This window comes from Chelativorans intermedius (genome assembly GCF_025398255.1).
GTDB lineage: Bacteria > Pseudomonadota > Alphaproteobacteria > Rhizobiales > Rhizobiaceae > Chelativorans > Chelativorans intermedius.
Map to the genome: position 1 here is coordinate 19842 of NZ_JAODNW010000002.1, position 24126 is coordinate 43967.

26 protein-coding genes and 1 pseudogene are annotated in these 24126 nt (G+C 66.3%); 16 read left to right on the forward strand and 11 right to left on the reverse strand.

Annotation, left to right across the window (positions count from 1 at the left end; translation table 11 throughout):
* Positions 1–21 precede the first annotated feature (21 nt).
* Complete coding sequence (trxC, locus tag NYR58_RS02340; RefSeq protein ID WP_261518861.1) at positions 22–465, forward strand: thioredoxin TrxC; 444 nt, start codon at positions 22–24, stop codon at positions 463–465.
* 7 nt (positions 466–472) lie between these two features.
* The gene (locus NYR58_RS02345) at positions 473–1732 is read left to right on the forward strand and encodes an MgtC/SapB family protein (RefSeq protein ID WP_261518862.1); all 1260 of its coding nucleotides are present in this window, start codon (positions 473–475) and stop codon (positions 1730–1732) included.
* Between the two features lie 4 nt (positions 1733–1736).
* Here NYR58_RS02345 and NYR58_RS02350 read toward each other — a convergent pair.
* The 4 genes and pseudogenes from NYR58_RS02350 to NYR58_RS02365 all read right to left on the reverse strand — a co-directional run.
* Positions 1737–2048, reverse strand: a pseudogene (locus NYR58_RS02350) (IS481 family transposase); the annotation flags it as partial.
* Between the two features lie 162 nt (positions 2049–2210).
* Positions 2211–3296 carry a siderophore-interacting protein gene (locus NYR58_RS02355; RefSeq protein ID WP_261518864.1) on the reverse strand — a complete coding sequence of 362 codons (1086 nt, stop codon included), beginning with the start codon at positions 3294–3296 and terminating at the stop codon, positions 2211–2213.
* Positions 3293–4573, reverse strand: a complete 1281-nt coding sequence (locus tag NYR58_RS02360) for an MFS transporter (protein ID WP_261518866.1) — start codon at positions 4571–4573, stop codon at positions 3293–3295. The genes NYR58_RS02355 and NYR58_RS02360 overlap by 4 nt, the downstream gene beginning before the upstream one ends.
* A 2-nt stretch (positions 4574–4575) precedes the next feature.
* Entirely contained in the window at positions 4576–6678 is a 2103-nt protein-coding gene (locus NYR58_RS02365; protein ID WP_261518867.1) for a TonB-dependent siderophore receptor, read from the reverse strand.
* 328 nt (positions 6679–7006) lie between these two features.
* Here NYR58_RS02365 and chrA point away from each other — a divergent pair, with 328 nt between their 5' ends.
* The gene (gene chrA, locus NYR58_RS02370) at positions 7007–8230 is read left to right on the forward strand and encodes a chromate efflux transporter (protein ID WP_261518870.1); all 1224 of its coding nucleotides are present in this window, start codon (positions 7007–7009) and stop codon (positions 8228–8230) included.
* A gap of 17 nt (positions 8231–8247) precedes the next feature.
* Here the strand turns inward: chrA and NYR58_RS02375 are convergent, their stop codons facing one another.
* A complete protein-coding gene (locus NYR58_RS02375; protein WP_261518871.1) occupies positions 8248–8802 on the reverse strand; it encodes a Spy/CpxP family protein refolding chaperone in 555 nt (184 codons plus the stop codon).
* 238 nt (positions 8803–9040) lie between these two features.
* Here NYR58_RS02375 and bcp point away from each other — a divergent pair, with 238 nt between their 5' ends.
* Together bcp and NYR58_RS02385 are read left to right on the forward strand one after the other, a co-directional pair.
* Positions 9041–9514, forward strand: a complete 474-nt coding sequence (gene bcp, locus NYR58_RS02380) for a thioredoxin-dependent thiol peroxidase (protein WP_261518872.1) — start codon at positions 9041–9043, stop codon at positions 9512–9514.
* Between the two features lie 120 nt (positions 9515–9634).
* Positions 9635–10051 carry a DUF2177 family protein gene (locus tag NYR58_RS02385; protein ID WP_261518873.1) on the forward strand — a complete coding sequence of 139 codons (417 nt, stop codon included), beginning with the start codon at positions 9635–9637 and terminating at the stop codon, positions 10049–10051.
* Positions 10052–10074: 23 nt separating this feature from the next.
* Here NYR58_RS02385 and NYR58_RS02390 read toward each other — a convergent pair whose 3' ends face one another.
* The 4 genes from NYR58_RS02390 to NYR58_RS02405 all read right to left on the reverse strand — a co-directional run bounded on the left by NYR58_RS02390 (position 10075) and on the right by NYR58_RS02405 (position 13238).
* Positions 10075–11118: an SAM-dependent methyltransferase gene (locus NYR58_RS02390; protein WP_261518874.1), complete on the reverse strand. Its 1044-nt coding sequence runs from the start codon at positions 11116–11118 to the stop codon at positions 10075–10077.
* Positions 11115–11936, reverse strand: coding sequence for a DUF1295 domain-containing protein (locus tag NYR58_RS02395; protein WP_261518875.1), 822 nt, complete (start codon positions 11934–11936; stop codon positions 11115–11117). Before NYR58_RS02395 ends, NYR58_RS02390 begins: the two co-directional genes overlap by 4 nt.
* 73 nt (positions 11937–12009) lie before the next feature.
* Positions 12010–12675, reverse strand: a complete 666-nt coding sequence (locus NYR58_RS02400) for a ChrR family anti-sigma-E factor (protein ID WP_261518876.1) — start codon at positions 12673–12675, stop codon at positions 12010–12012.
* Positions 12672–13238 (reverse strand): sigma-70 family RNA polymerase sigma factor, encoded by a 567-nt coding sequence (locus NYR58_RS02405; protein ID WP_261518877.1) that lies wholly within the window; start codon positions 13236–13238, stop codon positions 12672–12674. Before NYR58_RS02405 ends, NYR58_RS02400 begins: the two co-directional genes overlap by 4 nt.
* Positions 13239–13459: 221 nt before the next feature.
* Between NYR58_RS02405 and NYR58_RS02410 the strand changes: the two genes are divergently transcribed.
* The 8 genes from NYR58_RS02410 (at position 13460) to NYR58_RS02445 (ending at position 21951) form a co-directional block, all read left to right on the forward strand.
* A complete protein-coding gene (locus NYR58_RS02410) occupies positions 13460–14797 on the forward strand; it encodes an NAD(P)/FAD-dependent oxidoreductase (protein WP_261518878.1) in 1338 nt (445 codons plus the stop codon).
* Positions 14797–15585 (forward strand): DUF1365 domain-containing protein, encoded by a 789-nt coding sequence (locus tag NYR58_RS02415; protein WP_261518879.1) that lies wholly within the window; start codon positions 14797–14799, stop codon positions 15583–15585. Before NYR58_RS02410 ends, NYR58_RS02415 begins: the two co-directional genes overlap by 1 nt.
* 74 nt (positions 15586–15659) lie before the next feature.
* Positions 15660–16805, forward strand: a complete 1146-nt coding sequence (locus tag NYR58_RS02420; RefSeq protein ID WP_261518880.1) for an SAM-dependent methyltransferase — start codon at positions 15660–15662, stop codon at positions 16803–16805.
* A 122-nt stretch (positions 16806–16927) separates the two neighbouring features.
* Positions 16928–17509, forward strand: coding sequence for a fasciclin domain-containing protein (locus NYR58_RS02425; RefSeq protein WP_261518881.1), 582 nt, complete (start codon positions 16928–16930; stop codon positions 17507–17509).
* A gap of 138 nt (positions 17510–17647) precedes the next feature.
* The gene (locus NYR58_RS02430; RefSeq protein ID WP_261518882.1) at positions 17648–18109 is read left to right on the forward strand and encodes a TspO/MBR family protein; all 462 of its coding nucleotides are present in this window, start codon (positions 17648–17650) and stop codon (positions 18107–18109) included.
* A gap of 47 nt (positions 18110–18156) precedes the next feature.
* Entirely contained in the window at positions 18157–19614 is a 1458-nt protein-coding gene (locus NYR58_RS02435) for a cryptochrome/photolyase family protein (protein WP_261518883.1), read from the forward strand.
* 152 nt (positions 19615–19766) lie between these two features.
* Positions 19767–20804: a LacI family DNA-binding transcriptional regulator gene (locus NYR58_RS02440; RefSeq protein ID WP_261518884.1), complete on the forward strand. Its 1038-nt coding sequence runs from the start codon at positions 19767–19769 to the stop codon at positions 20802–20804.
* Between the two features lie 34 nt (positions 20805–20838).
* Positions 20839–21951, forward strand: coding sequence for a Gfo/Idh/MocA family protein (locus NYR58_RS02445; RefSeq protein ID WP_261518885.1), 1113 nt, complete (start codon positions 20839–20841; stop codon positions 21949–21951).
* On the opposite strand, the gene NYR58_RS02450 is transcribed toward NYR58_RS02445, so the two are convergent.
* Entirely contained in the window at positions 21948–22304 is a 357-nt protein-coding gene (locus tag NYR58_RS02450; RefSeq protein ID WP_261518886.1) for a thiamine pyrophosphate-binding protein, read from the reverse strand. The two genes, NYR58_RS02445 and NYR58_RS02450, sit on opposite strands and share 4 nt — an antisense overlap.
* A gap of 70 nt (positions 22305–22374) precedes the next feature.
* Positions 22375–22869 carry a MarR family winged helix-turn-helix transcriptional regulator gene (locus NYR58_RS02455; RefSeq protein WP_261518887.1) on the reverse strand — a complete coding sequence of 165 codons (495 nt, stop codon included), beginning with the start codon at positions 22867–22869 and terminating at the stop codon, positions 22375–22377.
* Between the two features lie 161 nt (positions 22870–23030).
* Between NYR58_RS02455 and NYR58_RS02460 the strand changes: the two genes are divergently transcribed.
* From NYR58_RS02460 to NYR58_RS02470, 3 genes are all read left to right on the forward strand, one after another.
* Positions 23031–23156 (forward strand): hypothetical protein, encoded by a 126-nt coding sequence (locus NYR58_RS02460; RefSeq protein WP_261518888.1) that lies wholly within the window; start codon positions 23031–23033, stop codon positions 23154–23156.
* Positions 23157–23322: 166 nt separating this feature from the next.
* Positions 23323–23658 (forward strand): hypothetical protein, encoded by a 336-nt coding sequence (locus NYR58_RS02465; protein ID WP_261518889.1) that lies wholly within the window; start codon positions 23323–23325, stop codon positions 23656–23658.
* 161 nt (positions 23659–23819) lie between these two features.
* Positions 23820–24041: a hypothetical protein gene (locus NYR58_RS02470; RefSeq protein WP_261518890.1), complete on the forward strand. Its 222-nt coding sequence runs from the start codon at positions 23820–23822 to the stop codon at positions 24039–24041.
* The last annotated feature ends 85 nt before the right edge of the window (positions 24042–24126 follow it).

Below are 24126 nucleotides of genomic sequence, written 5' to 3' on the forward strand. Positions count from 1 at the left end.
TCGGTTACTGGAGGACAGGCCATGAGCGAGATTCATGTCGTTTGCCTGCACTGCGGCTCGGTCAACCGCTTGCCGGCAGATCGCCCGGCGCTCGAAGCCAAATGTGGACGATGTGCAAGAAGCCTCTTCAGCGGCCACGCCCGGGAGGTCGATGCTGCGATGCTCGAGCGCCAGGTGGCGCGCAGCACCGTTCCCCTGCTGGTCGATTTCTGGGCGCCATGGTGCGGCCCCTGCCGTGCGATGGCGCCGGCCTACGAAGCGGCAGCGCGCGAGCTCGAACCGCATGTGCACGCCTTGAAACTCAATTGCGATGCCGAGCAGGCCGCGGCAGCGCGCCACGGCATCCGCGCCATTCCCTCCATGCTTCTTTTCCACGGAGGCCGTGAAATCGCCCGCACTTCGGGCGCCCTGTCCACCGGGCGCATCGTGCGATGGGTGCGCCAGCACCTTCCTCCCGCAGGCTGACGGCGCGATGGACAACCTCATCGCAAGGCTTGGGCTTGCACTCGCCATCGGCCTGCTCGTCGGTCTGGAACGGGGCTGGCGGGAGCGCGATGCGCCCGAGCACAGCCGCACCGCCGGCATCCGCACCTTCGGCATTACCGGCCTGCTCGGAGGGCTTTGCGCGGCCCTGTCCGACGCCATGGGAAGCAGCGTGGTGCTGGGCGTGGCCTTCCTCGCCTTTGCGGCCATCTTCGCGTGGTACAAATCCCGGGAAGCCATCCACGACGAGGACTTCAGCGTCACCGGCGTGGTCGCCGGGCTCGGTGTCTTTGCGCTCGGTGCACTGGCCGTGAAGGGAGACTATCGCGCCGCGGCAGCCGGTGGCGCGGCCCTTGCCGCCGTCCTTGCCAGCCGCGAGATCCTGCACCGGCTTCTCAAGCGCCTCACATGGATCGAGCTGCGTTCCGCCCTCGTTCTGGCAGTCATGACGGCGGTCGTCCTTCCGCTGCTGCCGGACAGGGCGATCGACCCCTGGGGCGGGCTGAACCCCTGGGAGATATGGTTCTTCACCGTGCTCATCGCTGCCATCTCCTTTCTCGGCTATGTCGCGGTGCGCACCCTGGGCGAAACCCGCGGCCTGCTCGTAAGCGCCATTGCCGGGGCGGTCGTCTCGTCCACGGCGGTGACGGTCGCGCTGGCGCGATCGGCCCGCAAGGCGGAGCGAAGGGCGCCCTTTGCGGGGGCTGCCGCGCTGGCGGCAATGGTCTCCATCCTGCGCGTGCTGTTCGTCACGCTCATCGTTGCCCCACCCGTACTGGCAAGCTTTGCGATACCGGCCATGGCGGCCGCCGTAAGCTTCGGTGTCTGCGGCACCATGCTCCTGCTGCGCAACGGCGAAGAAATGTCTGGAGCGCTGACACGCAATCCCTTCGAGTTGCTGGCGTTGTTGCTGTTTGCAATCCTCTTTGCCGCCGTGTCGATGGCCAGCGCGGCGCTTGCCGCCTTTGCCGGCCCCACGGGGCTTCTGGCCACCTCGTCTCTCTCCGGCGCGCTCGACGTGGATGTGGCGGTGCTGAGCGCACTTCGCCTGGCCGGCGACACAGTGACTTCCTCCGCCGCCGGACAGGCGGTTCTCGCGGCACTGGCGGCCAATGCCCTGGCGCGGCTCGGCCTGGCCGCGCTCGCCGCTCCGCCCGGCTTCTCCCTCCTCCTGGGCGGCATCACCTTCCTGTCTCTCGCTGCCGCCGCTGCCGCCCTCTTCCTGCCGGGACTTGCGATGCTCAACTAGGCGTTCAGTCGCGGCTTTGATGGCCTGGATCGAGCCTGAAGCGTTCGGGCTCCATTGTGCACCATTTGCAGATGTGTTCGTAGGGAGTTGGCCCCTTCAGCGTCTTGAGCCGGCGCCCGAAAATGTAGGCGTCGATGAAGTCCCGGAGGTGCTGACGGAGCTGGCCGTGGTCGTCGCAGCGGAAACACTTGACGGCGGCCTCCATGATGGTGCGGTTCATCCGCTCGACCTGCCCATTCATCCAGTGATGCTTCACCTTGGTCAGCCGGTGCTCGATGCCGTTGTCGGTGAGCACGGCGTGGATTGTGTAGGGGACCGGCCTGCGATTCTGACCCCCCCGCATCGCTCACCTGAAGGAAAGTGAGGGCGGTTCCGGCACGGCAACAACGGAATCCGTCAACAGATTCGGAAACAGCCGCTCCCGGAAATCGAGAGGGAAGGCAATGCGGACCGGCGCGGGCCGCCTGGGCGGCCGCCTTCACCCCGTTGGCCCGGCTTCCCCGGCACGCCCCAGCCGCCAATAGGCAGCCACCAGGCTCTTGCTGCGCGCCAGGCCGCGCTCATCATGCAGATGGGCGCGGATCTGCCTGGCCGCGGCATGCTCGCACCCCGCCCAGACGAACACGGAACCGTCGACGGCGAGGTCAATGGCCCTGATCGCATCGGCAAGCAGCGTGGTCGTGCCGGCGGGCCGGCCCTCGCGCGAAAGCCAGCTCAGTTCCACCGCTGCCTGGCTGCGCAGATTCTGGCGCTCACCATGGTCGGCAATCTCGACGAGGGCCACGACCTTCCTGTCGGCCGGCATCTCCTCCAGAATGCGCGCAATGGCCGGAAGCGCCGTCTCATCGCCTGCAAGCAGGTACCAAGCGGCCGCGCGCGGCTCGCCCCCGCCAGGGCCGGTCATGCCGACAACGTCGCCCGGTACCGCCTGGCGGGCAAAATCGGCGCCGGGCGTCTGGTCGCCCTCATGAAGAACGAAATCAATATCGACCTCGCCTCTTTCGGGGTCGATTCGACGGATCGTATACACACGGCTGAGAGGGCGCGGCCCCGCCGGCCATGCCTGACGGCCGTCGGCCCCCATCACCGGCCAGACCGGCTTTATGCCCCTTTCAGGCGGCAGCAGAAGGCGGACATGCAGTCCGCCGTGACCGAAGCGCTCAAGATCGTTGCCGAAAAGCGTGACGCGGCGCATGCGTGGCGTGATCTGCCTTGCCCGCAGCACACGCATCTGCCTGAAATAGGGCAGCGGCGCGCCGGGCCTTGTGCCACCCTCCCAGACGATCTCGGGGGTCGTGCCGGAAACAAAGCCTGAGACACGCTCAGCCACGCCCCACTGCAGATAGGCCAGCGATGTCGGATCGGCGGCCGCGACGCGAAAACGGATGTCGCCCTTGCCGGCAACCACCTCGACGACGCCGAAGTCCAGCACTGCCGACCACCTCTCCTGCGCGCCGGAAACCGCGCCATGGGCGGCGAAATGATCGCGCAACCTCGCCATGACGTCGCCAGGGCTCGCCAGCGCGATGACGGTTTCGGCGCGCAGGGGAAGACCCGTGTTCATCGGCTTTCTCCAGACGGCAAGAACGCGGCTGAACGGTCCTGATACAAAGCTTCGACACCACCCCCGGCACCCGGTCTGCAAATCAGGGCAATCGCCGGAATCGCGGCAGCAGCGAGAAGCCCTGCGCCCGCAAAGAAGACCCCGTAGCCGAGATGCTGCGCGGCGTAGCCCGAGACAACGCCGCCCACCATGCTCACCAATGCGTCGGTGGACTGAAAGAGGGTAAAGTCGATGCCGCCTTGCCGCGGGTCGGACCAGTGCATGAACTGGGCATAGAGGGCGACGAAACCGAGTGCCATGATGCCGGAAGAACCGGCGACCGCAACGGCAATCAGCGCCGAGGCGGGAATGGCAGGGTAAAGATGACGGGCGGCAAAGAAGAAAAAGGCCGCTGCCTGCAGTCCCAGGGCAGACACGAGCACGGCGCGCGCACCGCACACCCGGACCAATGCTCCGCCGGCGAGCGCCGCTGCCAGCCCGACAAACAGAGTGCCCGCACCGTTGACGAGGCCCACGGTTGCAAGATCGAACCCCGCATCGATGAGGAAGGGGCCGACCATCATCATGGCCGTCTTGTGAGCCAGCACGTAAAGGGCGCAGGCAAGCACGCCGCGGCGAATGTCCGGGCGGCGCAGAGCGGCTGCCAGAGAAGGCGTATGGGGCCGGTGCGTGGCGATGGCCGTGGCACGCCAGCGAAGGAGGAAGGGCACACCGAGGAGCACCAGAAGTACGGCCAGCGCCCAGACGGCCGGCGCCCAGCCGAGGCCTGCCACGAGAACCAGAAACAACCCGCCGCCGATCGCCGAACCCAGATAGGCCCCACCCACCTGGGCAGCGTTGGCCCAACCATGCTGCGCGCGCGGCAGGCTTTCCACGGCATATCCGTCGCAGGCGATGTCGACCGTGGCCGTCGCCAGGGCAACGACCGTCAGGCAGGCAAGAACCGGGCCGAGCGACACCGGGCCCCAAAACCCCACGACGGCCAGTCCAAGAACGGAAAGGCCGCCGCCCCACATGACGATCTCGCCTGACCGGTCACGACCGACGGGTGGAAGCCTGAAACGCTCGATCACCGGCGCCCAGAGAAACTTCAAGCCCCAGGGCAGCGCGATCAGGGAGAGCAGCCCCACATTGCCGAGGGCCAGTCCGCGCTCGCGCAGGACGGCGGGAAGACCCGCCCAGGTGACACCGCCAATGACACTCTGGGCCACATACAGACCGCCAACTGCCAGCACGATGACGGCCGGCGAAGGCGAGACGCTTGCGGGCGCGGCCATGGTCAGAAACGGTAGCGCAAGCTGGCGAAGACCGAGCGGCCCTCATCCCAGTAGCAGTTGCCGGCCGTGCAGATCGGCTTGCGCTCGTCGAGAAGGTTCTTGGCATTGACCTGCAGCATCAACCCGTCGAGCCCGGGATTCTTCATCCCGAAATCGTAGGACAGCGCAGCATCGACGAAGATACGGTCGTCATTGGTGATCGTATTGAGGTCGTCGCCATAGCTTTCGCCCACATAGCGCACGCCGCCGCCGAGCCCGAGCCCGGCAAGCGCTCCGGCCTGGAAACGATAGTGCCCCCAAAGGGAGAAGATGTGATTGGGGGTCGAGGACAGCTCGTTGCCTTCCGTTCCCGGCACGCCCTTTTCGATCTTCATGCGCATGTAGGTGTAGGAGGCGATGAGGCCAAAACCGTTGTCGAAGGTCGCGGCCGCTTCCAGCTCCAGGCCGCGCGCGTTCAGGTCGAGCTGGCGTTGCCGCTGATTGCCGGCCTCGTCGAAGGTGCCGTCATAGACGACGCCATCCGTCTGGTCGATGTTGAACACCGCCGCGTTGAGAACCACGTCATGGCCGGGGATTTCGTACTTGATGCCGGCCTCGATCTGCTCGCCCTTCGTTGGCCTGGCCACCCGCCTCTCGTCAGTCACGCTGTCATAGACGAAGCCGAGATTGGGCGAGAAGGAGGTCGAGTAATTGATGTAGGGAACAATGCCCCACTGCGTGCGGTAGGAAAGGCCGAGACGGCCGGAAAACGCCTTGTCGGTCTTCTCCGTTTCCACCCTTCGATGGTCGACACTGTGGGTGTCCACCCAGTCGTGGCGCCCGCTGGCAAAGAGGGTGAAGCCGTTCCACTGCATCTGGTCGTGGAGATAGATGCCGAGCTGATGCATGGTCTGGCTGCCCGAGAAGGACAGCGGCATCGTGGCGATATCCGCCACCGAAGCATAGGAAATGGCGTTGTACGCCTCGTAGTCGGACCAGCCATAGTCGATGCCGGCGACCGCCAAATGGCTCACATCGCCCGTATCGAATGTGAGCTGCGCCATGTTGTCGACGACGAAGTTCCTCATGTCCTCCTTGTAGTGGCCCCAGTAGCGCGCCAGCACGTCGGGCGTGGCCGGATCGGCGACATAGTGACCGCTGTACTGCAGATCGGCGTCCACGCCGTTGAAACGCAAATTCTGCCGCACGGTGAGCGTGTCGTTGAAGCGGTGCTCGAACTCGTAGCCGATGCGGCCCTGTCGCGTGGTAAAGTCGTTCCAGGCGGGATCGCCGTTGTAGATGTTCGATACCTCGCCATAGGCGGGGTTGAAGAAGAAGGCGGTCCCGCCGGTAACCGATCGGGAAATCTCGCCCAGCACCGTGAGCCTGGTGTCCTCGTCCGGCCGCCATGTCATGGCCGGCGCCAGATAGAACTTGTCGTCCGAATAGCCGGCAAGCTCCGTGTCCGACAGCCTTGCAAGGCCGGTCAGGCGATAGAGGACGCTGCCTTCCTCGTCGAGCGGACCGGAAAAGTCGAACGCCATTTGCCCGCGCTCATGCGTACCGCCGAGCAGCTCGATTTCACGGAACCGCTCCTCCTTCGGGCGCTTGGTCACGATGTTGACGATGCCACCCGGCCCGCTGATGCCGTAAAGGGAGGAAGCGGGGCCCTTGAGCACGGCAAGCCCCTCGATGCCGTAGGGCTCGGTCTTGAACCATGCCGAAGGGCCATTGTACTGGCGCAGCCCATCGCGGAAAATTCCATTGTAATAGGCCGGGAAGCCGCGCAGATAAAACGCGTCGTAACGGCTGTCGAAACCGAAACTGTTGGGATTGGCGCTCGCCGTGTAACCCAGGGTCTCGTTGAGGGTGCGCGGTTTCTGGTCCTCGATCTGGTCCTGTGTCACCACCGAGATTGCCTGCGGTATCTCGGCAATCGGGGTATCGACCTTGGTGCCGATCCGGTCCTGCCTGGCGATATAGCCATCCTGCACGAGAATGTCGTCGCTTTCCGCTTCCACCACCAGCCTGTCAAGCAGGGTGGCCTCCTGCGCGGCCGCATGATGGAACGAGCACAGGAACAGCCCGGCCGCAAGCGCGGTTCGATCGAAAGGACAAGGAAACATGAAGGCCCCCACCTGCAACGAAGTCTCAGTCTTTAATGGGTTGCTTCGCCGGGTGGGGCGTGGCTGCCTGCGAGGGCACCGCTATAAAATAGGATAAATATTGTCAACTTAATCCGGTTGTCCCGGCAGGCAGCGGGGACGAAGCGGGGCGACCGGCGCCCTGGAAGCGGGCAGCCCCCTCTTCCGGCCGAGGATGGCAGGCCCCGCGTGATCGCCACGATGTTGCATGATGGCAAGAGAATTGTGCAATTCTCGCAGCCGGCCCCCGCGTTGCCGCCATCCCGGCCATGGCGCGGGCGGCCTGCGCCCACCGAGGAGGCCGTGAACGATGGACGAGGCAGCGATGGAAAGACAGGCCCGGGCCGCAGGGCGGGCGGGGCGCGCGGGGGAGGTCTTCCTCGCCTTCCTGAAGCTCGGGCTGACCTCCTTCGGGGGCCCGATCGCCCATCTCGGCTATTTCCGCGAAGAGCTCGTCCTTCGCCGGCAATGGATCGACGAGAAGGGTTATGCGGATCTGGTGGCGCTCTGCCAGTTCCTGCCGGGGCCGGCCTCCAGCCAGGTGGGCTTCGCGCTCGGGCTTCTGCGCGCCGGGCCGCTCGGCGCCGCAGCGGCGTGGACAGCCTTCACCCTGCCTTCCGCGCTTCTTCTCGTGCTGTTTGCGCTCGGTGCGGGCGTCTTCGGCGGGACGGCGGGCTTTGGCGTCATCCACGGTCTGAAGGTGGTTGCCGTGGCCATCGTCGCCCAGGCGGTCTGGGGTATGGCGAGAACCCTTTGCCCCGACCGGACGCGCGCCAGCATCGCGCTTGCCGCCGTGCTCATCGTCGTTTTCGTCTCCGGCTCCATCGGCCAGATCGCCGCAATTGCCGCCGGCGGTCTGGCCGGGCTGTGGCTGTGCCGGGGTGCCGATGCGGCGGTTTCCGGGCACATCACCTTCCCCGTCTCCCACGCGGCGGGGGCCACGGCCCTTGTCGTCTTCCTTGCCCTGCTTGCCGGCCTGCCTGCCCTTTCCGCGGCCGTGCAGGTGCCGGAGCTTGCCGTCTTCGATTCCTTCTACAGGGCTGGAGCCTTGGTGTTCGGCGGCGGACACGTCGTCCTGCCGCTGCTTGAATCGGAAGTCGTGCGCACCGGGTGGGTCTCCGCGGATCAGTTTCTGTCAGGCTATGGCGCAGCCCAGGCGGTGCCGGGTCCGCTCTTCACCTTCGCCGCCTATCTCGGGGCGCTTCTTGGCCCCCAGGGCGGGCTTGCGGGGGCGGCAATCGCCCTCGTCGCCATCTTCCTACCGGGCTTCCTGCTCCTCGTCGGCATCATCCCCTATTGGGATACCTTCCGCACCCGCCCCGCCGCCCAGGCGCTGATGCGCGGCGCCAACGCCGCCGTCGTCGGAATCCTCGGCGCGGCCCTCTATCAGCCGGTGTGGACCACCGCGATCACCGGGCCCTACGAGTTCGCCCTGGCGTTGACCTGCTTTGTCCTCCTGACAGCATGGAAGGCGCCGGCCTGGATGGTGGTCGTGGCCGCCGCCCTCGGCGGTGTCGCCATCGCCGTTTCCTGAGCGCGGCAAGAGATGCCTTACCAGCGCATCATATGCCCGCCCTGGCGCCTGCCAGGGCCCATCCCCATCATCGGCAGGACGACATCATCTGCCTCTGCCTTCTGTTCCTCGCTGAGCACGGCATAAAGAGCGTCCGCCGCCGCCTTGAGCGACCGCATCTGCTCCAGCTGCGTCTCCATCTGCGCGATCTGCCAGGAGAGCCGGCCAGGCAACGCCAGCTCGGGTGTGTTCCCATCGGCGAACTGCTCGGCCATTGCGCGCATCATATCGTTGTGCGCTGCCGCAGACGTCTTCACGACAGCCGCGAAGGCATCCCACGCGGCGGTCTGCTCCGGCGTGATCCCGATCTCGGTCTTCATATAGGCAAGGCGGCCGTCCACCCTGTCCAGCATCCCGTCGCCGCGCCACCAACCCATCATGCCGGGGCCCCAATCGCCGCCCATCATGCGCTCCATGCCCCAACCCCAGCGGGGCCACCCATCGCGCTCTTCGTCTGCCGCCGCGACCGAAGCGTTCATGGATGTTGCAAGTGCAAGGGTTGCCAGGGTGGTGCCAGTCCACAGTCTCGACATCGCTGCCTCCCGAAGTGAGGCGCGGTCCAAACCATGCCCGCGCCTTTGCCAAACCTGCGCGAGCACACCACGCCGCGCTCGGCAAATCATTGATCGGCGTCAAGGGCGGCGGCGTTCACGCCGGAAAGGAGCCGCGCCGGCAGGTCGGGACAGGCCCCGCCCTGCACAACGTGATCCAGATGGCCGTTCGATGCGTAGAGGAAGGAGAAAGGCAGCATGGAAAGGATGAGGAGCCCACATGAGCGCCATTCAACCCGGCAACCCGGCACCGGATTTCACGCTGGAAACGGATGCAGGCCAGACGTTCCGCCTCGCGGATCATCGCGGCAGCTTTGTCGTGGTCTATTTCTACCCGAAGGACGACACCCCTGCCTGCACCACCGAGGCTGCGTCCTTTTCAGCCCTTGAAGGCAAGTTCGAGGCGGCCGGCTGCAAGGTTGTCGGCATCTCGCCCGACACGCCCGAAAGCCACAAGAAGTTCCGCAAGAAGCACGATCTCACCGTGGCCCTTGCGTCCGATCCCGATCACGCGGTCGCGCAAGCCTATGGCGTGTGGGTCGAGAAATCCATGTACGGCCGGAAGTATATGGGGATCGAGCGAACCACCTTCCTCATCGCCCCGGACGGCAGGGTCCTGCGCGTGTGGGAAAAGGTCAAGGTCGCAGGCCACGCCGAGGAGGTGCTTGCCGCCATCGAGTCCGAAGGCCGCTGAAGCGGCGTTGCGGGCGGGAACCCCGGTTCTCGGCTTGAACGCCGCGCCGGGGCCCTGCGCCACGGGGCCCGACAGCTTGCGGGCTCAGGCATTGTTCACACGAACGGGAAAGACAGCCCCATGAAGCTCTACGCCACAGCCTATCTCGCAACCGGGCTGATCTTCCTTGCGGTCGATGCAATCTGGCTGTGGGTGATGAACCGGGTTCTTTATCAGCCGACGATCGGGCCGCTCCTGCTCGACGGCTTCAAGCCGGTGCCTGCCGCGCTGTTCTACATGATCTACATTTTCGGCATCGTGTTCTTCGCGGTCGCCCCCGCCCTGGCGCTCGAGCGTTGGACCACCGCCCTCATCCATGGCGCCATCTTCGGCTTCGTGGCCTATGCCACCTATGACCTGACCAACCACGCGACCCTGAAGGGCTGGTCCGCTGTGGTGACCATGGCGGATCTGGCCTGGGGAACGGTTCTCACCTCGACCGCCGCCCTCTCCGGCTATCTCGTCACCCAGGCGTTAAGCAAGGGCGCTGGCGGCTGAGCCTTCAGCGGGAGCCGCTCGGATCAATCCGCCGTCAAGCCTGCGGCGGGACGCAGGAGATAATGGCTCACGCCCCACTCGAGGCCGTCGCCATGGCCGAACAACCCGGCCGTGGCGAGAAAGAAGAGCCTCCATCGGCGATGCCAGAGGCGCGCCTCCCGGCCGTAGACCCGCTCGAGGATCGGATCGACCACGGCGCGATTTTCGTCAAAGGCGGAAAGCCACTGACGGGCGGTGCGCGCGTAGTGAAGCCCGTTCCAGCGCCAGTCCCGCTCGACCTCGAACAGGTCGGGAAAATGCCCGATCAGACTGTGGCTGGGCATGATGCCGCCGGTGAAGAAATGCTGCGCGATCCAGTCCGCACGGTTGCGGTGATCGAACCGATAGGGCACCTGCCTGTGGGAAAACACATGGATGAACACGCGCCCGTCGTCCCGCACCCAGCCGCGGACGCGCTCAAGCAATGCCCGCCAGTTCGCCATGTGCTCGAACATTTCCACCGACACCACGCGATCGAAGGTCTGGCGCGGCTGAAAGGCGTTCATGTCGGCGGTCAGCACCGTCACGTTGTTGAGGCCCAGGCGCCGGGCCTCGGCCCTGATGTGCTCGCCCTGCGAGGCGGCATTCGACACCGCAACGATCTGCGCGGAGGGAAAGCGCTCGGCCATGAACAGCGTCAGCGAGCCCCAGCCGCAACCAAGCTCGAGGATCCGCTGGCCGTCGTGCAGGTCGGCGTGCAGCACCGTCTCCTCGAGCGCGCAAACCTCCGCTTCGGCCAGGCTTTCCCCGCCGCCCGGATAGAGACAGCAGGAATATTTCATTCGCGGTCCGAGAAACGCCCGGAAGAATGCCGGCGGCAGCGCATAATGCTGGGCGTTGGCCGCTTCGGGATGTTCGGCGATCGGGTGGTCGTCCATCGCCCGGGCGAAGGTGAGCGTCGCATCGTCCGGCGCTTCGGCAAGCCGCCGTCTCGTGCGCGAAACAAGCCCGGCGATGCCTGCTTCGATCCATGCATCGGGAACGGGCCATTGCTCCGCAAAGCCCGTGGCGGCCCTGGAAAGGTTCATCGGTGTGCCTCGCCTGGTGGAGGGGTGCCTGCCGCGCCCGGCCAGAAGGCATTGACGCGCGCCTGATAGGCACGGAACGCATCGCCCCGGGTTCTCAGCATATGCGCCTCGAGCGGCGGAATGCCGGACACATGCACAAGCAGCCAATACATCAGGACCGGCGCCGAAAGCGCCAGCCAGCCCCAGCCATAGCCGCCGCCCGGATCGAAGGCGATCAACGGATAGGCCACCCAGACCAGCCACTCGAAGAAATAGTTCGGGTGACGGGAAAACCGCCAGAGGCCGACCTCGCACACCGCCCCGGAACTTCTGGACCTCGTGCGAAAGCGTTGAAGCTGGCGGTCGGCCACTGCCTCGCCGACAATCGCTGCCGCGATGACGGCAAGGCCGAGCCAGTCGAGAAGGCGCAGGCCGGGAGCCGGGTTGCGAGCGGCAAGTGCGATGCTGAGCGCCAGAACCGCAGCAACGACAGCCTGGATCTGAAAGAACCAGAAGAGCCGCCAGCGCGCCTCCCCGCCCCATTCGCGCCGCAGCTCGGCGTAGCGCGGGTCTTCTGCGCGGCCATGTGTGCGAAGAGCGATATGGACGGCCAGGCGTGCGGACCAGGCCGCAGCCATGGCGGCCACCAGCCATTGGCGGGGGGATGGCGCCGGCTCGTCGGCAAGCGGCAGCAGGGCCGCCGCGACGCCAAGCATGCCCACACAGAGCGACCATATCGCATCTGCCCAGCCCGATTGGCCGGTGCGCTCGCCGATGAGCCAGGCCAGCGCCATGACAAGGGAGGCGCCGACAAAAACTCCCGCCACGCCCGCAAGCATCAGCCGGCCTCCCGCATCGTCTGCGCGGCAGCTTCCTTCGGCATCTTGCCGCGGATGATGGCGGGCACGGCCCTCACAGCCCCACCAGGGGTTGAAGCAGCCGGCCGATCGGGCCGCGGAAGCGGATATGTCCCTCGATCGCCGCAAGCGAAATGCACTCGGACTCCTCCCCCACAACCGGCGCGTGGTCGCACTCGCTGTCGCCCTCGGCAACATCGCCCACGCCATAGCGCTTGCCCCCGTCGCGGAAGGATCCCCGCAGAACCTGGGTAATCTCGAAATCCGTGTGCCCGTGGGCGGGCATGTGACGGCCCGCCCGGACCTTGAGCAGGATCACATTGGCCTGCCGTGCATGGGGAACCACGACGCGGCTGACGCGGATACCCGGCCCCACCCAGCGCCACGCCCCGATGGCGCAGCCATGGAGGGCGCGGGGGAGCACGATCCCATCCAGCTTCTTGGGGGCTTCTCGCTCAAGGAAGATGCCTTCCGGCGTGTCCTTTTCCGCCTGGCCCGCCTGCGCGCGCGCGAGAACGCGGGCAAAGGCATCCGCCTTGAGCGGCGTCGGCGGAAGATCGGCCAGCATCGCGCCACCGACGGCCTCGAACTGGGCGACGCGATTGCGGCACACCGCGCAGCCCTCCAGATGCGAGGCCACGACGAGCGCCGGCCCGGCCGGCAGGGAACCGGCGGCAAATCGCAGAAGCGTTTCGTCACTCGGATGATGCAGGATGCTCATGGCGCCTCGTCCAGTATACGGCGCAGCCTCGCCAGGGCCAGCCGAACGCGCGACTTGACGGTACCGAGCGGCAGGCCCAGCTCGCGGGCAATCTCGCCATGCGGCTTCTCGGCAAAGAAGGACAGGCGCACGATGGTGGCCTGTTCCTCCGACAATTCTCCAAGTGCCGCACGAACGCGCGCTTCGCGGAAGGAGGCCAGAACCGATTCCTCGGGCGTTGGCGAAAGATCCGCCTCCTCTTCTGCCCCAGGCGACATCGGCTCGCTTCTCTGGTTTCGCCGCTGCCAGTCGATCCTCAGATTGCGCGCAATGGTGAAGATCCAGGTGGCGGCGCCCGCGCGTGCGGCATCGAAATAGGATGCCTTGCGCCAGACGACCAGCATGGTCTCCTGGGCGATCTCTTCCGCGACTTCCGGCGCAGTGCCCGAACGCATCAGATAGGTTTTCACGCGCGGTCCCATTTGCTCGAAAAGAGCGGCGAAAGCCGCCCTGTCCTGGCTGGCGGCAATGGCTTCGACCAGACGGCTGAGTTGATCCGGGTCCACCGATTCCCGCTTGAGCATCGGTCTTACGAAAACCTTTCCAACCGGCCTCGCGCAGTCGCGCCGCCTCGTGAGATGATCCAATGCCGCAGCCGCTTCATTCATGCCCTCATTTACGTTGGCTTGTCGGATTTGGATCAGTGTGCGGTGATCCAAAGTGCGCCATGCTTCGTACAAGCCATCGACCTTAGCAAGGAAATGGCGCAAATCCGCCAGGCAAACCAGCAATTTTACGATCACGAATGATGCCACCGACAAAGAAGCTTCAGATTGCCGTCGTGGGAAGTGGAATCTCCGGCCTTTCGGCGGCGTGGCTTCTGTCAAAGCATCATGCGGTAACCCTCTTCGAGGCGGACGCCCGGCTTGGCGGTCACGCCAACACGGTCGAGGCCGGGGGCGTGCCGGTGGACACCGGCTTCATCGTGTTCAACGAACAGAACTACCCCAATCTTACCGCGCTGTTCCGGCATCTGGGCGTGCAGAGCGAACCGACCGAGATGTCGTTCTCCGTCTCCCTCGATGGGGGCCGCTTCGAATATTCGGGCTCCGGCCTCGCCGGTCTGCTGGCGCAGCCCTCCAACCTGGCACGCGGGCGTTTCTGGTCGATGCTGCGCGACCTGCGGCGCTTCTACAGGGACGCACCGGACGATATCGGCAGCCTCGGCAATCTGTCGCTTGCCGACTATCTGGCGCTGCGCGGCTATGGCGCGGCCTTTCGCGACGATCACCTGTATCCGATGGCTGCCGCGATCTGGTCGACGCCGGTCGGGGACATCGGCGCCTATCCCGCGCGCGCCTTCATCCGCTTCTTTCACAACCACGGCCTTCTGAAGCTCTCGGGACGGCCCCTCTGGAGGACGGTGCGCGGGGGCAGCCGCGCCTATGTCCAACGCCTCGTGGAGGACTACCAGGGCCGCATCGCGCTGTCGCGCCCGATTGCCCGCGTCATTCGTTCGAACCTCCATGTCGAGCTGGTCGATGCCGAAGGACGCGCCGAGCGCTTCGATCATGTGGTCATCGCAACCCACGCCAACCAGGCGCTTTCCATGCTGGGCGAGCCCACAAGCGAGGAACGGAAGCTTCTCGGCGCCTTCGGCTACACGCAGAACGACGCCGTCCTCCACAGCGATGAAAGCCTCATGCCCCGCCGCCGCGTATGGTCGAGCTGGAACTATCTGGCGAGCAGGGAGGCCGGTGGCGCGAGACGCCTGTCGGTCACCTACTGGATGAACCGCCTGCAGGGGCTGGCGACCGAGAGGCCGCTCTTCGTGACGCTCAACCCGCTGCGCGAACCGAACCCGGCAAGCCTGATATGCCGCGAGCGATACGCCCATCCCCGCTTCGATGCAGGCGCGATGCAGGCGCAAGAGCAACTGTGGAGCCTTCAGGGCGCGCGCCGAACGTGGTTCTGCGGCGCCTATTTCGGTGCCGGCTTTCACGAGGACGGGCTCCAGGCAGGGCTGGCCGTTGCCGAGGCGCTGGGTGGCGTCAGGCGGCCCTGGCGCGTTCGCGACGAGTCCGGCCGCATCGTGATTTCCGGTGCGCCTTGCGCAGCCGCCGCGCTGGAGGGCGCACCCTGATGGGCGCGCCTTCGGCAATCTTCGTCGGCGACGTCGTCCATCACCGGCTCACGCCGCGCCGGCATCGCCTGCGCTATCGCTGCTATTGGCTCTATCTCGATCTCGACGAGATCGAGGCGATCGGCCGAAGGCTGCGCCTGTTCTCCCACAACCGCTTCAACCTGTTCGCCTTCCATGATCGCGACCATCTTCATCGGCCGGGCCAAAGCCTGCGCGAGGAGATCGTCGCTGCCCTTCGCGAGGCCGGCATCGATCCGTCGGACGCCCGAATAGGCGTCCTGACGATGCCCCGCGTCCTCGGCTACGTGTTCAACCCCTTGAGCACCTATTTCTGCTACGGCCCGGACGGGGATCTGAGGGCGATGGTCTACGAGGTGCACAACACCTTCCGCGAACGCCACCGCTATGTGCTGGCCGCCGCAAACACGCAGGGCCGCGCCGCCCAGCAGTGCGGCAAGCGCTTCTACGTGTCTCCCTTCATGGACATGGACATGACCTATACCTTCCGGGTCAGGCCGCCCGGAGAGCAGATCGGCATTGCCATCGGCACCCATGGCGAGACCGGGCCTGTTCTCTTCGCCGCCCTTTCGGGGAAACGCAGGGAGCTTACCGATTCCGGGCTGCTGCGGGTGTTCTTCGCAATCCCGCTGCTCACCATGAAGGTCGTCGCCGCAATCCACTGGGAAGCATTGCGCATCTGGCTGAAGGGCGTTCGCGTTCGCCCCCACACACCGGCCGGCGCAGGGCTGGTCTCCAATGGCCGCGGCGCGCACAGGATCGAGGGGTAATACGCTTGAATTCCGCTTCGCATATTTCCACCGAAGCCCGGACGGGCAGGCGACGCGGCCTGGTCGAGCGGGCCATGCTGCGGGTCCTCGACGGGCTGCAGTTCGGCCGCATCTCGCTGATCCTCCCCTCCGGGCAGGTGGTGGAGCGATGTGGCGGCGCGCCAGGCCCGGATGCCACGCTGGAACTGCGCAATCTGCGGCCGTTGCGCCGCCTGCTCGTGGGCGGCGATGTGGGGATGGCCGAATCCTATATCGAGGGCGACTGGGACAGCCCGGACCTTTCCGCCCTCATCGAACTTGCAGCCCTCAACGCGACCTGGATGGACGGCAGGCTGACCGGCCTCCTGCCAGCCAGGGCGATGCGGCGGCTTTCCCATCTTTGGCACGGCAACAGCCGGCGCGGCAGCCGCAGAAACATCGCCTTTCACTACGATCTCGGCAACGCCTTCTATCGCCACTGGCTCGATCGCCAGATGATCTATTCCTCCGCCCTCTTTGCGGCGGGCGAGACGGACCTGGAACGGGCGCAGGAGCGAAAGATCGAGCGGATCGTCGAGCTTCTGCACCTCGGTGGCCACGAACATGTGCTCGAGATCGGCTGCGGCTGGGGCGCGCTTGCCGCCCGCATCGCCGAGGCGGGCGCCCGCGTGACCGGCATCACGCTGTCGCAGGAACAGCTTTCCCATGCCCAGGCATTGCGCAAGGCCCGGCAGCTCGAAGGCAGGGCGGCGTTCCACCTGCAGGACTATCGCGATGTGAAGGGCGCGTTCGACCGCATCGTCTCGATCGAAATGATCGAGGCCGTGGGCGAATCCTACTGGCCGGAATATTTCGCAACGCTGCGCCGGTGTCTGCGGCCGGGCGGGAGAATCGTGCTGCAGGCCATCACGATCCGCAAGGACCGGTTCGCATCCTACCGGCGGCGTGCCGACTTCATCCAGACCCATGTCTTTCCCGGCGGCATGCTGCCCACCGAAGATGCCATCGTCGAACAGGCGCGCACGGCCGGTCTTGTGCCGGTTGCCGCGGAACGGTTCGGCGAAAGCTACGCGCGGACACTGGTGGAATGGCGCAGGCGTTTCAACCAGGCCTGGCCGGAGATCGGCGCCCTGGGCTTCAGCGACAGGTTCCGCCGCCTCTGGAACTACTATCTCTGCTACTGCGAGGGCGGCTTCAGGGCCGGCACGATCGACGTCGGCCTCTACGTCTTCGAGGGATGAAGCCCGCGCACGGCGCGTGCGGCACCGATCTTCACGACGTCGTGAAGTCCTGATCCGAAGATGCGCTCCGCCCGTAGAAGGATATGCGCACTCAACGCGTTTACCCAAACCCGGAGGAACTCATGAAAACGATCTCGAACATGGCTGGCGCCCTCGCCATTGCGCTGACGGCCTCGTTGCCGTTCGGCCAGGCCGCGCTTGCCGCGGACCCCATGCAGGACACCGTGATGGTCGGCGGCGCGCCGATGTATCCGAACAAGAACATCGTCGAAAATGCTATCAACTCCCAGGACCACACGACACTGGTTGCCGCGGTGAAGGCCGCCGGGCTGGTCGACACCTTGTCGGGCCCCGGGCCGTTTACCGTCTTCGCCCCCACCAATGCGGCGTTCGAGAAACTGCCGGCAGGCACCGTCGATACGCTTCTGAAGCCTGAAAACAAGGGCAAGCTGACCGAGATCCTGACCTATCACGTGGTCCCGGCGGCGGTCATGTCCGATGCACTCGCCTCCATGATCGCCGAGGCGGGCGGCAGCTACACCATCGAGACGGTCTCCGGCGGCACGCTCGTCGCCATGGCCGAAGACGGCAAGATCATGATCGAGGATGAGAACGGCGGGCGGGCAACCGTGACCATCGCCGATGTGAAGCAATCCAACGGCGTGATCCACGTCATCGACACCGTGCTCCTGCCCAAGGAGTAAGGTGCAAGAAAAGCAGCGACCGCAAAAAGGGCGCCGAAGCGGTTCTCGACCGACGAGACACGGCTTCGGCGCCTGGCTTATGGTGACGTTTCCTGAAACCGACGGACGTGCGAGGCGAGCGTGAGCCGGCGAAGTTTTATGAACATCCTGTTGGCGGTGGTGCCCATCCTGGGCGCATCCGTGCTTGGCCAACTGGCCACCTATCCCAGCATTGCGGGCTGGTATGCCGAACTCGCCAAGCCGCCGTTCAATCCGCCGAACTGGGTGTTCGCGCCCGTATGGACGGCGCTCTACGTCCTGATGGCCTATGCGGCATGGCGGCTTCTGCAGGCGCACCGCGATACGCCGGGCCGTAGCCTGGCGCTTGCATTGTTCTTTGCCCAGCTTGCCCTGAATGCCCTGTGGTCGTGGCTCTTCTTTGCCCTGCACAGTCCGCTTGCGGCTCTCCTCAACATCGTCCCGCAATGGCTCCTCATCCTTGCGACCATCGAACGGGCTCGTCTGGTGGACAAGGTGGCGGCCGCATGTCTTGTCCCGCTTGCCCTTTGGGTCGGTTTCGCCGCCGTGCTCAACTTCTCGATCTGGTACCTCAACGGTTAGAAATTGCCCCGGGCGGGCCTGCCGCACACAAGCAGATGGAACGAGGCATGACGCAACGAGATAAGCCGATCATCGTCTGGTTTCGCGACGACCTGCGCCTGGGCGATCATCCCGCGCTGTGGGAGGCGGCCGGGAGCGGGCGGCCCTTGCTGTGCGTCTTCAACTTCGACGCGGCGAGCGAGGGCTTGCGCGCCCTGGGCGGTGCGGCGCGCTGGTGGCTTCACGGCGCGCTCGAAGCGCTGGACGAGGCGTTGGCGGCCCGCGGCGGCGGCCTCGCGCTCTTCCGGGGCGCGGCCGTCGACATGATCCCGCGGATTGCAGCAGCGAACAGCGCCTCGGCCGTGTTCTGGAACAGGCGCTACGGTCTGGCCGAGCGCCGCATCGACGAGGCGGTCAAATCGGCGCTCGCCCGTCTGGGCATTGCCGGCCGGAGCTTCAACGGGCATCTCATCCACGAGCCATGGACGATAAGCAACAGCGAGGGCAAACCGTTTCGCGTCTTCTCCGCCTTCTGGCGCGCGGCGGCAAGGCTTGGTCCGCCCGCCGCACCCCTGCCCTCGCCCGAGACGCTGCGCTTTGCCCGCTTGCCGGACGAGCTGTCGCGCCTTTGCCTTCCCCTTTCCGCCCTGGCGCTGGAGCCCGCCGCGCCCGACTGGGCAGCGGGCCTGCGGCAGACCTGGCAGCGCGGCGAGGCCGGCGCGCGGCGCGGTCTGAAACGGTTTCTGGAGGACGGGTTCGCAGCCTATGCGGCAAACCGCGACCTGCCCGCCGCGCCCGCGACCTCGCGCCTGTCGCCCTATCTGCGGTTCGGCAACATCTCGGTGCGGCAGGTCTGGCATGCGGCGACGGCGGCGGCCATGGACGGCGGGCCGCACGGCGAGCGCAATCTCGAGAAATTCCTGTCCGAGCTCGGCTGGCGCGAGTTCTCCTACCACCTTCTCTATCACCACCCGGATCTGGCGCAGCGCAACTTTCAAAGCCGTTTCGACAGGATGCCATGGCGCGACGATGCCGCGGCCCTGTCGGCATGGCAGAAGGGGCGCACTGGCTACCCGCTGGTCGATGCCGGCATGCGCGAGCTCTGGGCGACGGGGTGGATGCACAACCGCGTGCGCATGGTCGCAGCCTCCTTCCTGACCAAGCATCTGCTCATCGACTGGCGCGCCGGGGAAGCCTGGTTCTGGGACACGCTGGTCGATGCCGATCCGGCCAACAATCCGGCAAGCTGGCAATGGGTGGCCGGCTGCGGCGCCGATGCCGCCCCCTATTTCCGCATCTTCAATCCGGTCCTTCAGGGGGAGAAGTTCGACCCCGACGGCTCCTATGTCAGGCGCTGGGTGCCGGAGCTTCAGGGGCTTTCCCGGCCCCACATCCACAGACCCTGGACGGCGGCGCCGACCCTGCTGGCGAGGACCGGAATCCCCGCCGGGGCCTATCCGCAGCCGATCGTCGACCACGACAGGGCCAGAAACCGCGCCCTCGATGCCTACCGCGAGCTCGGCTAGGGGCGAGTCCTGCAATCATTTGCACGGAATAAACTTTCGCCGCCGGCTCTCGTCCCCGCGGGCAGGCATGTTTTCTGCTTGATCGGCGATGCGCACGAGGCTAGAACGAACCCTGATTGCAAGCGTTTGCAAAAAATGGGCGCAGGAACGGCATGCGCGAGAGGGATGAGGGTGCGCCGGCCGGCCGGCGCGTGACAGCGATGGATGTGGCGCGGGCGGCGGGCGTTTCCGTCTCCGCCGTCTCGCGCGCCTTCACGCCCGGCGCAAGCGTTTCGGCGCGCACGCGCGCCAGGGTGATGGCAGCCGCCGCCAAGCTCGACTATATGCCCAACGCGCTGGCACGCGGGCTGATGACGCAGCGCAGCAACCTGATCGGCATCATCCTGACGAACTTCAAGAATCCGCTCTATCTGAGCGTGCTCGATCATTTCACCCACGCCATCCAGCAGCGGGGCCTGCGCGCGCTGGTCTTCAACATCTCGCGCGGCGGCGACCTTACCGAGGCGGCCCGCCAGATCCTTCAATACAGCGTCGATGGGCTGATCGTCTCTGCCGGCGCCATTTCCCCGCTTCTGGCCGGGCAATGCGCGCGCCGGCAGATTCCCGTCGTGGCCTTTGCGCGCAATCCGCGCAGCAAGGACATCGACGTGGTGTGCGCCGACAATGTCGCCGGCGGGCGAATGGCGGCGCGCCTGCTGATCGAACGCGGCTACCGGCGGATCGGCTATCTCGGCGGGTCCGCACAGGCATCCACCTCGCAGGACCGCGGGAAAGGGCTCGTGGGCGAGCTGGAAGACGCCGGCCTGTCGCTGCATTGCAGCGTGCACGCCTCCGAATACAGCTACGAGGCGGGCCGCGTTGCCGCCCGCGCGCTGCTTTCCATGGACGAGCCGCCCGACGCGCTCTTCTGCGCCAACGACGTGTTGGCCTTCGGCGCGCTGGATGTGGCGCGCCATCGCTTCGGCCTGTCGGTGCCCGGCCAGCTCGGCATCGTCGGGTTCGACGACATCGGCCTTGCCGAGGCCGACTCCTTTTCGCTGACCACGGTGCGCCAGCCGATCGAGGAGATGGTTCGCGAAACCATCGCGCTCATGATGCGGCGCATGGAAGACCCCCGGCTGGAGCCCGAAACGCGCCTGCTTTCCTGCTCGCTCGTCGAGCGCGGCACGGTGCGCGGGCCCCGCCTCTGAAACCATCGAAACGCATTTGGAATGGAGGGCTGCCATGAAAACGATCGGCGTGGGACTGATCGGCACGGGATATATGGGCAAGTGCCACGCGCTTGCCTGGAACGGGGTGAAGGCCGTGTTCGGGGACACGCCCCGCCCCCGCCTCGTCCACCTGGCGGACGTGCCGGGCGAACGCGCCGCACGGCAGGCCGCCGCCTTCGGCTTCGAGAAGGCCACGGAGGACTGGCGCGCGCTCGTCGCCGACCCCGATGTCGACGTCGTGTCCATCACCACGCCCAACGCGCTGCACGCCGAGATGGCGATTGCCGCGCTCGATGCCGGAAAGCATGTGTGGTGCGAGAAGCCCATGGCCACCACCCTTGCCGATGCCGCGCGCATGCAGGAAGCGGCCGCCCGCGCAGGCACCGTTGCCGCCCTCGGCTACAACTATATCCAGAACCCCATGATCCGGCATGTCGAGGCGCTGCTTGCCAGGGGGGCGATCGGAAGGGTCAATCACGTGCGCTTCGAGATGGATGAGGACTTCATGGCCGATCCCGACGGCGCCTTCTTCTGGAAGAATGAGGCAAGCTCGGGCTATGGCGCGCTCGACGATTTCGCCGTGCATCCGCTGTCGCTCATCCACACGCTCTTCGGTCCCCTGGCGAAGGTGTTCTGCCACATGGACCGGCCCTATGAGGACCGGCCGGTGCCCGGCGGCGGGCGGCGGGCGGTGGAAACCTTCGACATTGCAAGCGTGCTCTTCACCCTGGCCTGCGGCGCTTCCGGCACGCTCTGCGTCAACCGCGCGGCCTGGGGCCGCAAGGGCCGCATCGCCATGCAGATCTTCGGAACGCGCGGCTCCATCCTGTTCGACCAGGAGCGCATGAACGAGCTTCAGCTCTTCACCACCGATGGCCGGGCTGACGAGCAGGGCTACCGCACGATCCTCGCCGCTCCCGAGCACGCACCCTATGGAAATTTCCTGCCCGCGCCGGGCCACGGGCTCGGCTTCAACGACCTCAAGACCATCGAATGCCGCGAGCTTCTGAACGCCATCGAAGGAAGACCGGCCCGCATCGTCGACTTCGCAAGAGGGCTTGAGATCGAACGCGCCGTCCACGCCATGGCCCGGGCCCACGAGACCGGCGGCTGGGTGGAGCTTTAAGGCCCGCCCCGCAGCTCGCCTTGCTGGGTGAAGGGCGAGGCGCCGGCAAAGACCAGCATCGGCACGCGGCCGCGGGCGGCATTGTGCACCGCGCCGGCCAGTGCCTGGGTGCCGCATTCCACATACACCACCACCGCCTGCGCCCGGCCGGACACCAGCGCATGTCCGTGGGCGGCGCTCATGGCCACCATCTCGTTGGGACAGGTAAGGACGGCGGGCACCGCCCGGCCCGTGGCACGCGCCTCGGCAAGAGCCTCGATGAGGGCCGGATGATCGCTGCCGAAATTGGCGAAGATGCAGGACACACCTGCTTCGTTCAAGGCTTCGAGAAAGGCGGCGCTTGCGGTGTACATCCTCTTCCTGCCCGAGCGCGCCTGCCGGCCATGCGCGCTTCTTCTCCTGTTGGCGTCCGGTGCCGCCGCTTCAGTCGATGACCGCGGCGATGCGGCGCAAAAGCCGCAGAAGCTCCGGCTTGGCCTCGCCGACAATGGCATCGAGCGCGCGGTCATGCGCGGCCGCACAGGCCTGCAGATGCGCAAGCCGCCGCTCGCCCGCCTCGGTGAGGAACAGGGCATAGCTGCGCCTGTCGCGCGGGTTCGGCTGGCGCCGGATCATTCCCTCGCCCAGCAGGGCACGCAGCACCGGGGTGATGGTCGACTTGTCGCGCCCGCTCGCCAGGCTGAGCGCCATCGGGTTGATGCCCGGATTGTTCTTGATGATGGCAAGCACCGCAAACCAGCCGGGCCTCAGATCGTTCTCGCCCGTCAGGCGCTTGAACGCCTTGAAGGAGGCGTTCTGGGCAAGCCGCAGATGAAAGGCGATATAGGTGTCGAGCGTGCCGAGCCGCACCTTGCCGGCCGCCGCGGTGCTGTCTGCCGCCCCCTGCCCGGCGCGCCCGGAGGTTGCCGCCTTGCCCATGGAGAACCCTCTCCTGCCTGCTTTCAGCCCGCGGCTACCATGCCGCCGACCATAGGGCGGCGACCGGAGGGCGGCAGGTTCGTTTTGCATCAAACGATCTGATCCGGTGCAGCCGCCGATTGACGCTGCCGCCTCGCCGGGCAGGGCCTGCATGGTGCCTTGTGAGAGAGGCGACAACGCTGGCAGAAGCGCTCGCCATCGACGTCAGCATCGCCATCGGGTGGATTGTCGAGGAAGGGGGCGAGAATGGCAAGCCTTCCGCTGGAGCGCGGCAGTCGAGTTCGTGATCACGCAAGGGCTGCGGCGCCCGTGCCGACGGCCGGGGATCACGCATTGTTACACTACGTCGTCAAATTGTGATGCCATGCATGCCTAGAAATTTAGATTTAGATGTCCAAATAAGTGGAGCAACGAGGAAACTCCCTCCTCGCAACAATACGATCGGAGATCAACATGCGTAAGGTTGTCATTCTCGCATCGGCCCTGGCCCTTCTCGGTGCCGGCAGCGCCATGGCACAGAACTTCAAGCCGAGCGAACCCAACTCCGCCCCCACCTCCTTCCGCGACCGGCAGGTCACGGCCCCGGTGGACCGCTCGGTGGTCACCTCCAGCGTCGGCAAGGCCGGCTTCTCCGCCGCCAACGGCTTCGGCCCGAGCGACGACAGCAACAGCCCGGTGCCCCGCTTCCAGCTTGACGAGGCCGAGCGTGGGTTTGCGCCCGCAGCCGCCACCCCCCTCAAGCGGACCTACACGGGCTACAACGCATCGGACGCCTTCGGCCCGAGCTGATCTCCCCATCCCGCGGGCTACCCCCCTTGCCCGCGGGTTAAGGAGCAGCCCCGGCCGCGCGCTGGGGCTGCTTCCTTCTGCCCCGGCGTTGCCGCGATCGCTGCAATTCGCATCAAATCCGACGGTTTTTCTTTGCGAATCGGCAAGCCAGCCGCACCACAATGGCCACCCAGGGCGGGCGCGATTGTGGTGGAAACATGCAAAGCGATTTCACAACCGCCCGGCGGCTTCTTGAACGTGCACAGGACGAATTGCGCGGCAGCGATGAGATCAGCCGCAAGGTCTGCGAGTGCCTGGACCTGCTGATCGAGGCCGTGGCAACGGCCGAGCACCGGAGGCCACCGGCAAAGATCGTCCCCTTTCCGCGCTGGGCGCGCCGCTAGTCAGGCGCATCCGGCGCTGCCGAAACACCCGGCCGGGATGTCTCCCGGCCGGGCCCCGCCCTCTTCCCCGGCTGGCCGGTCGGCC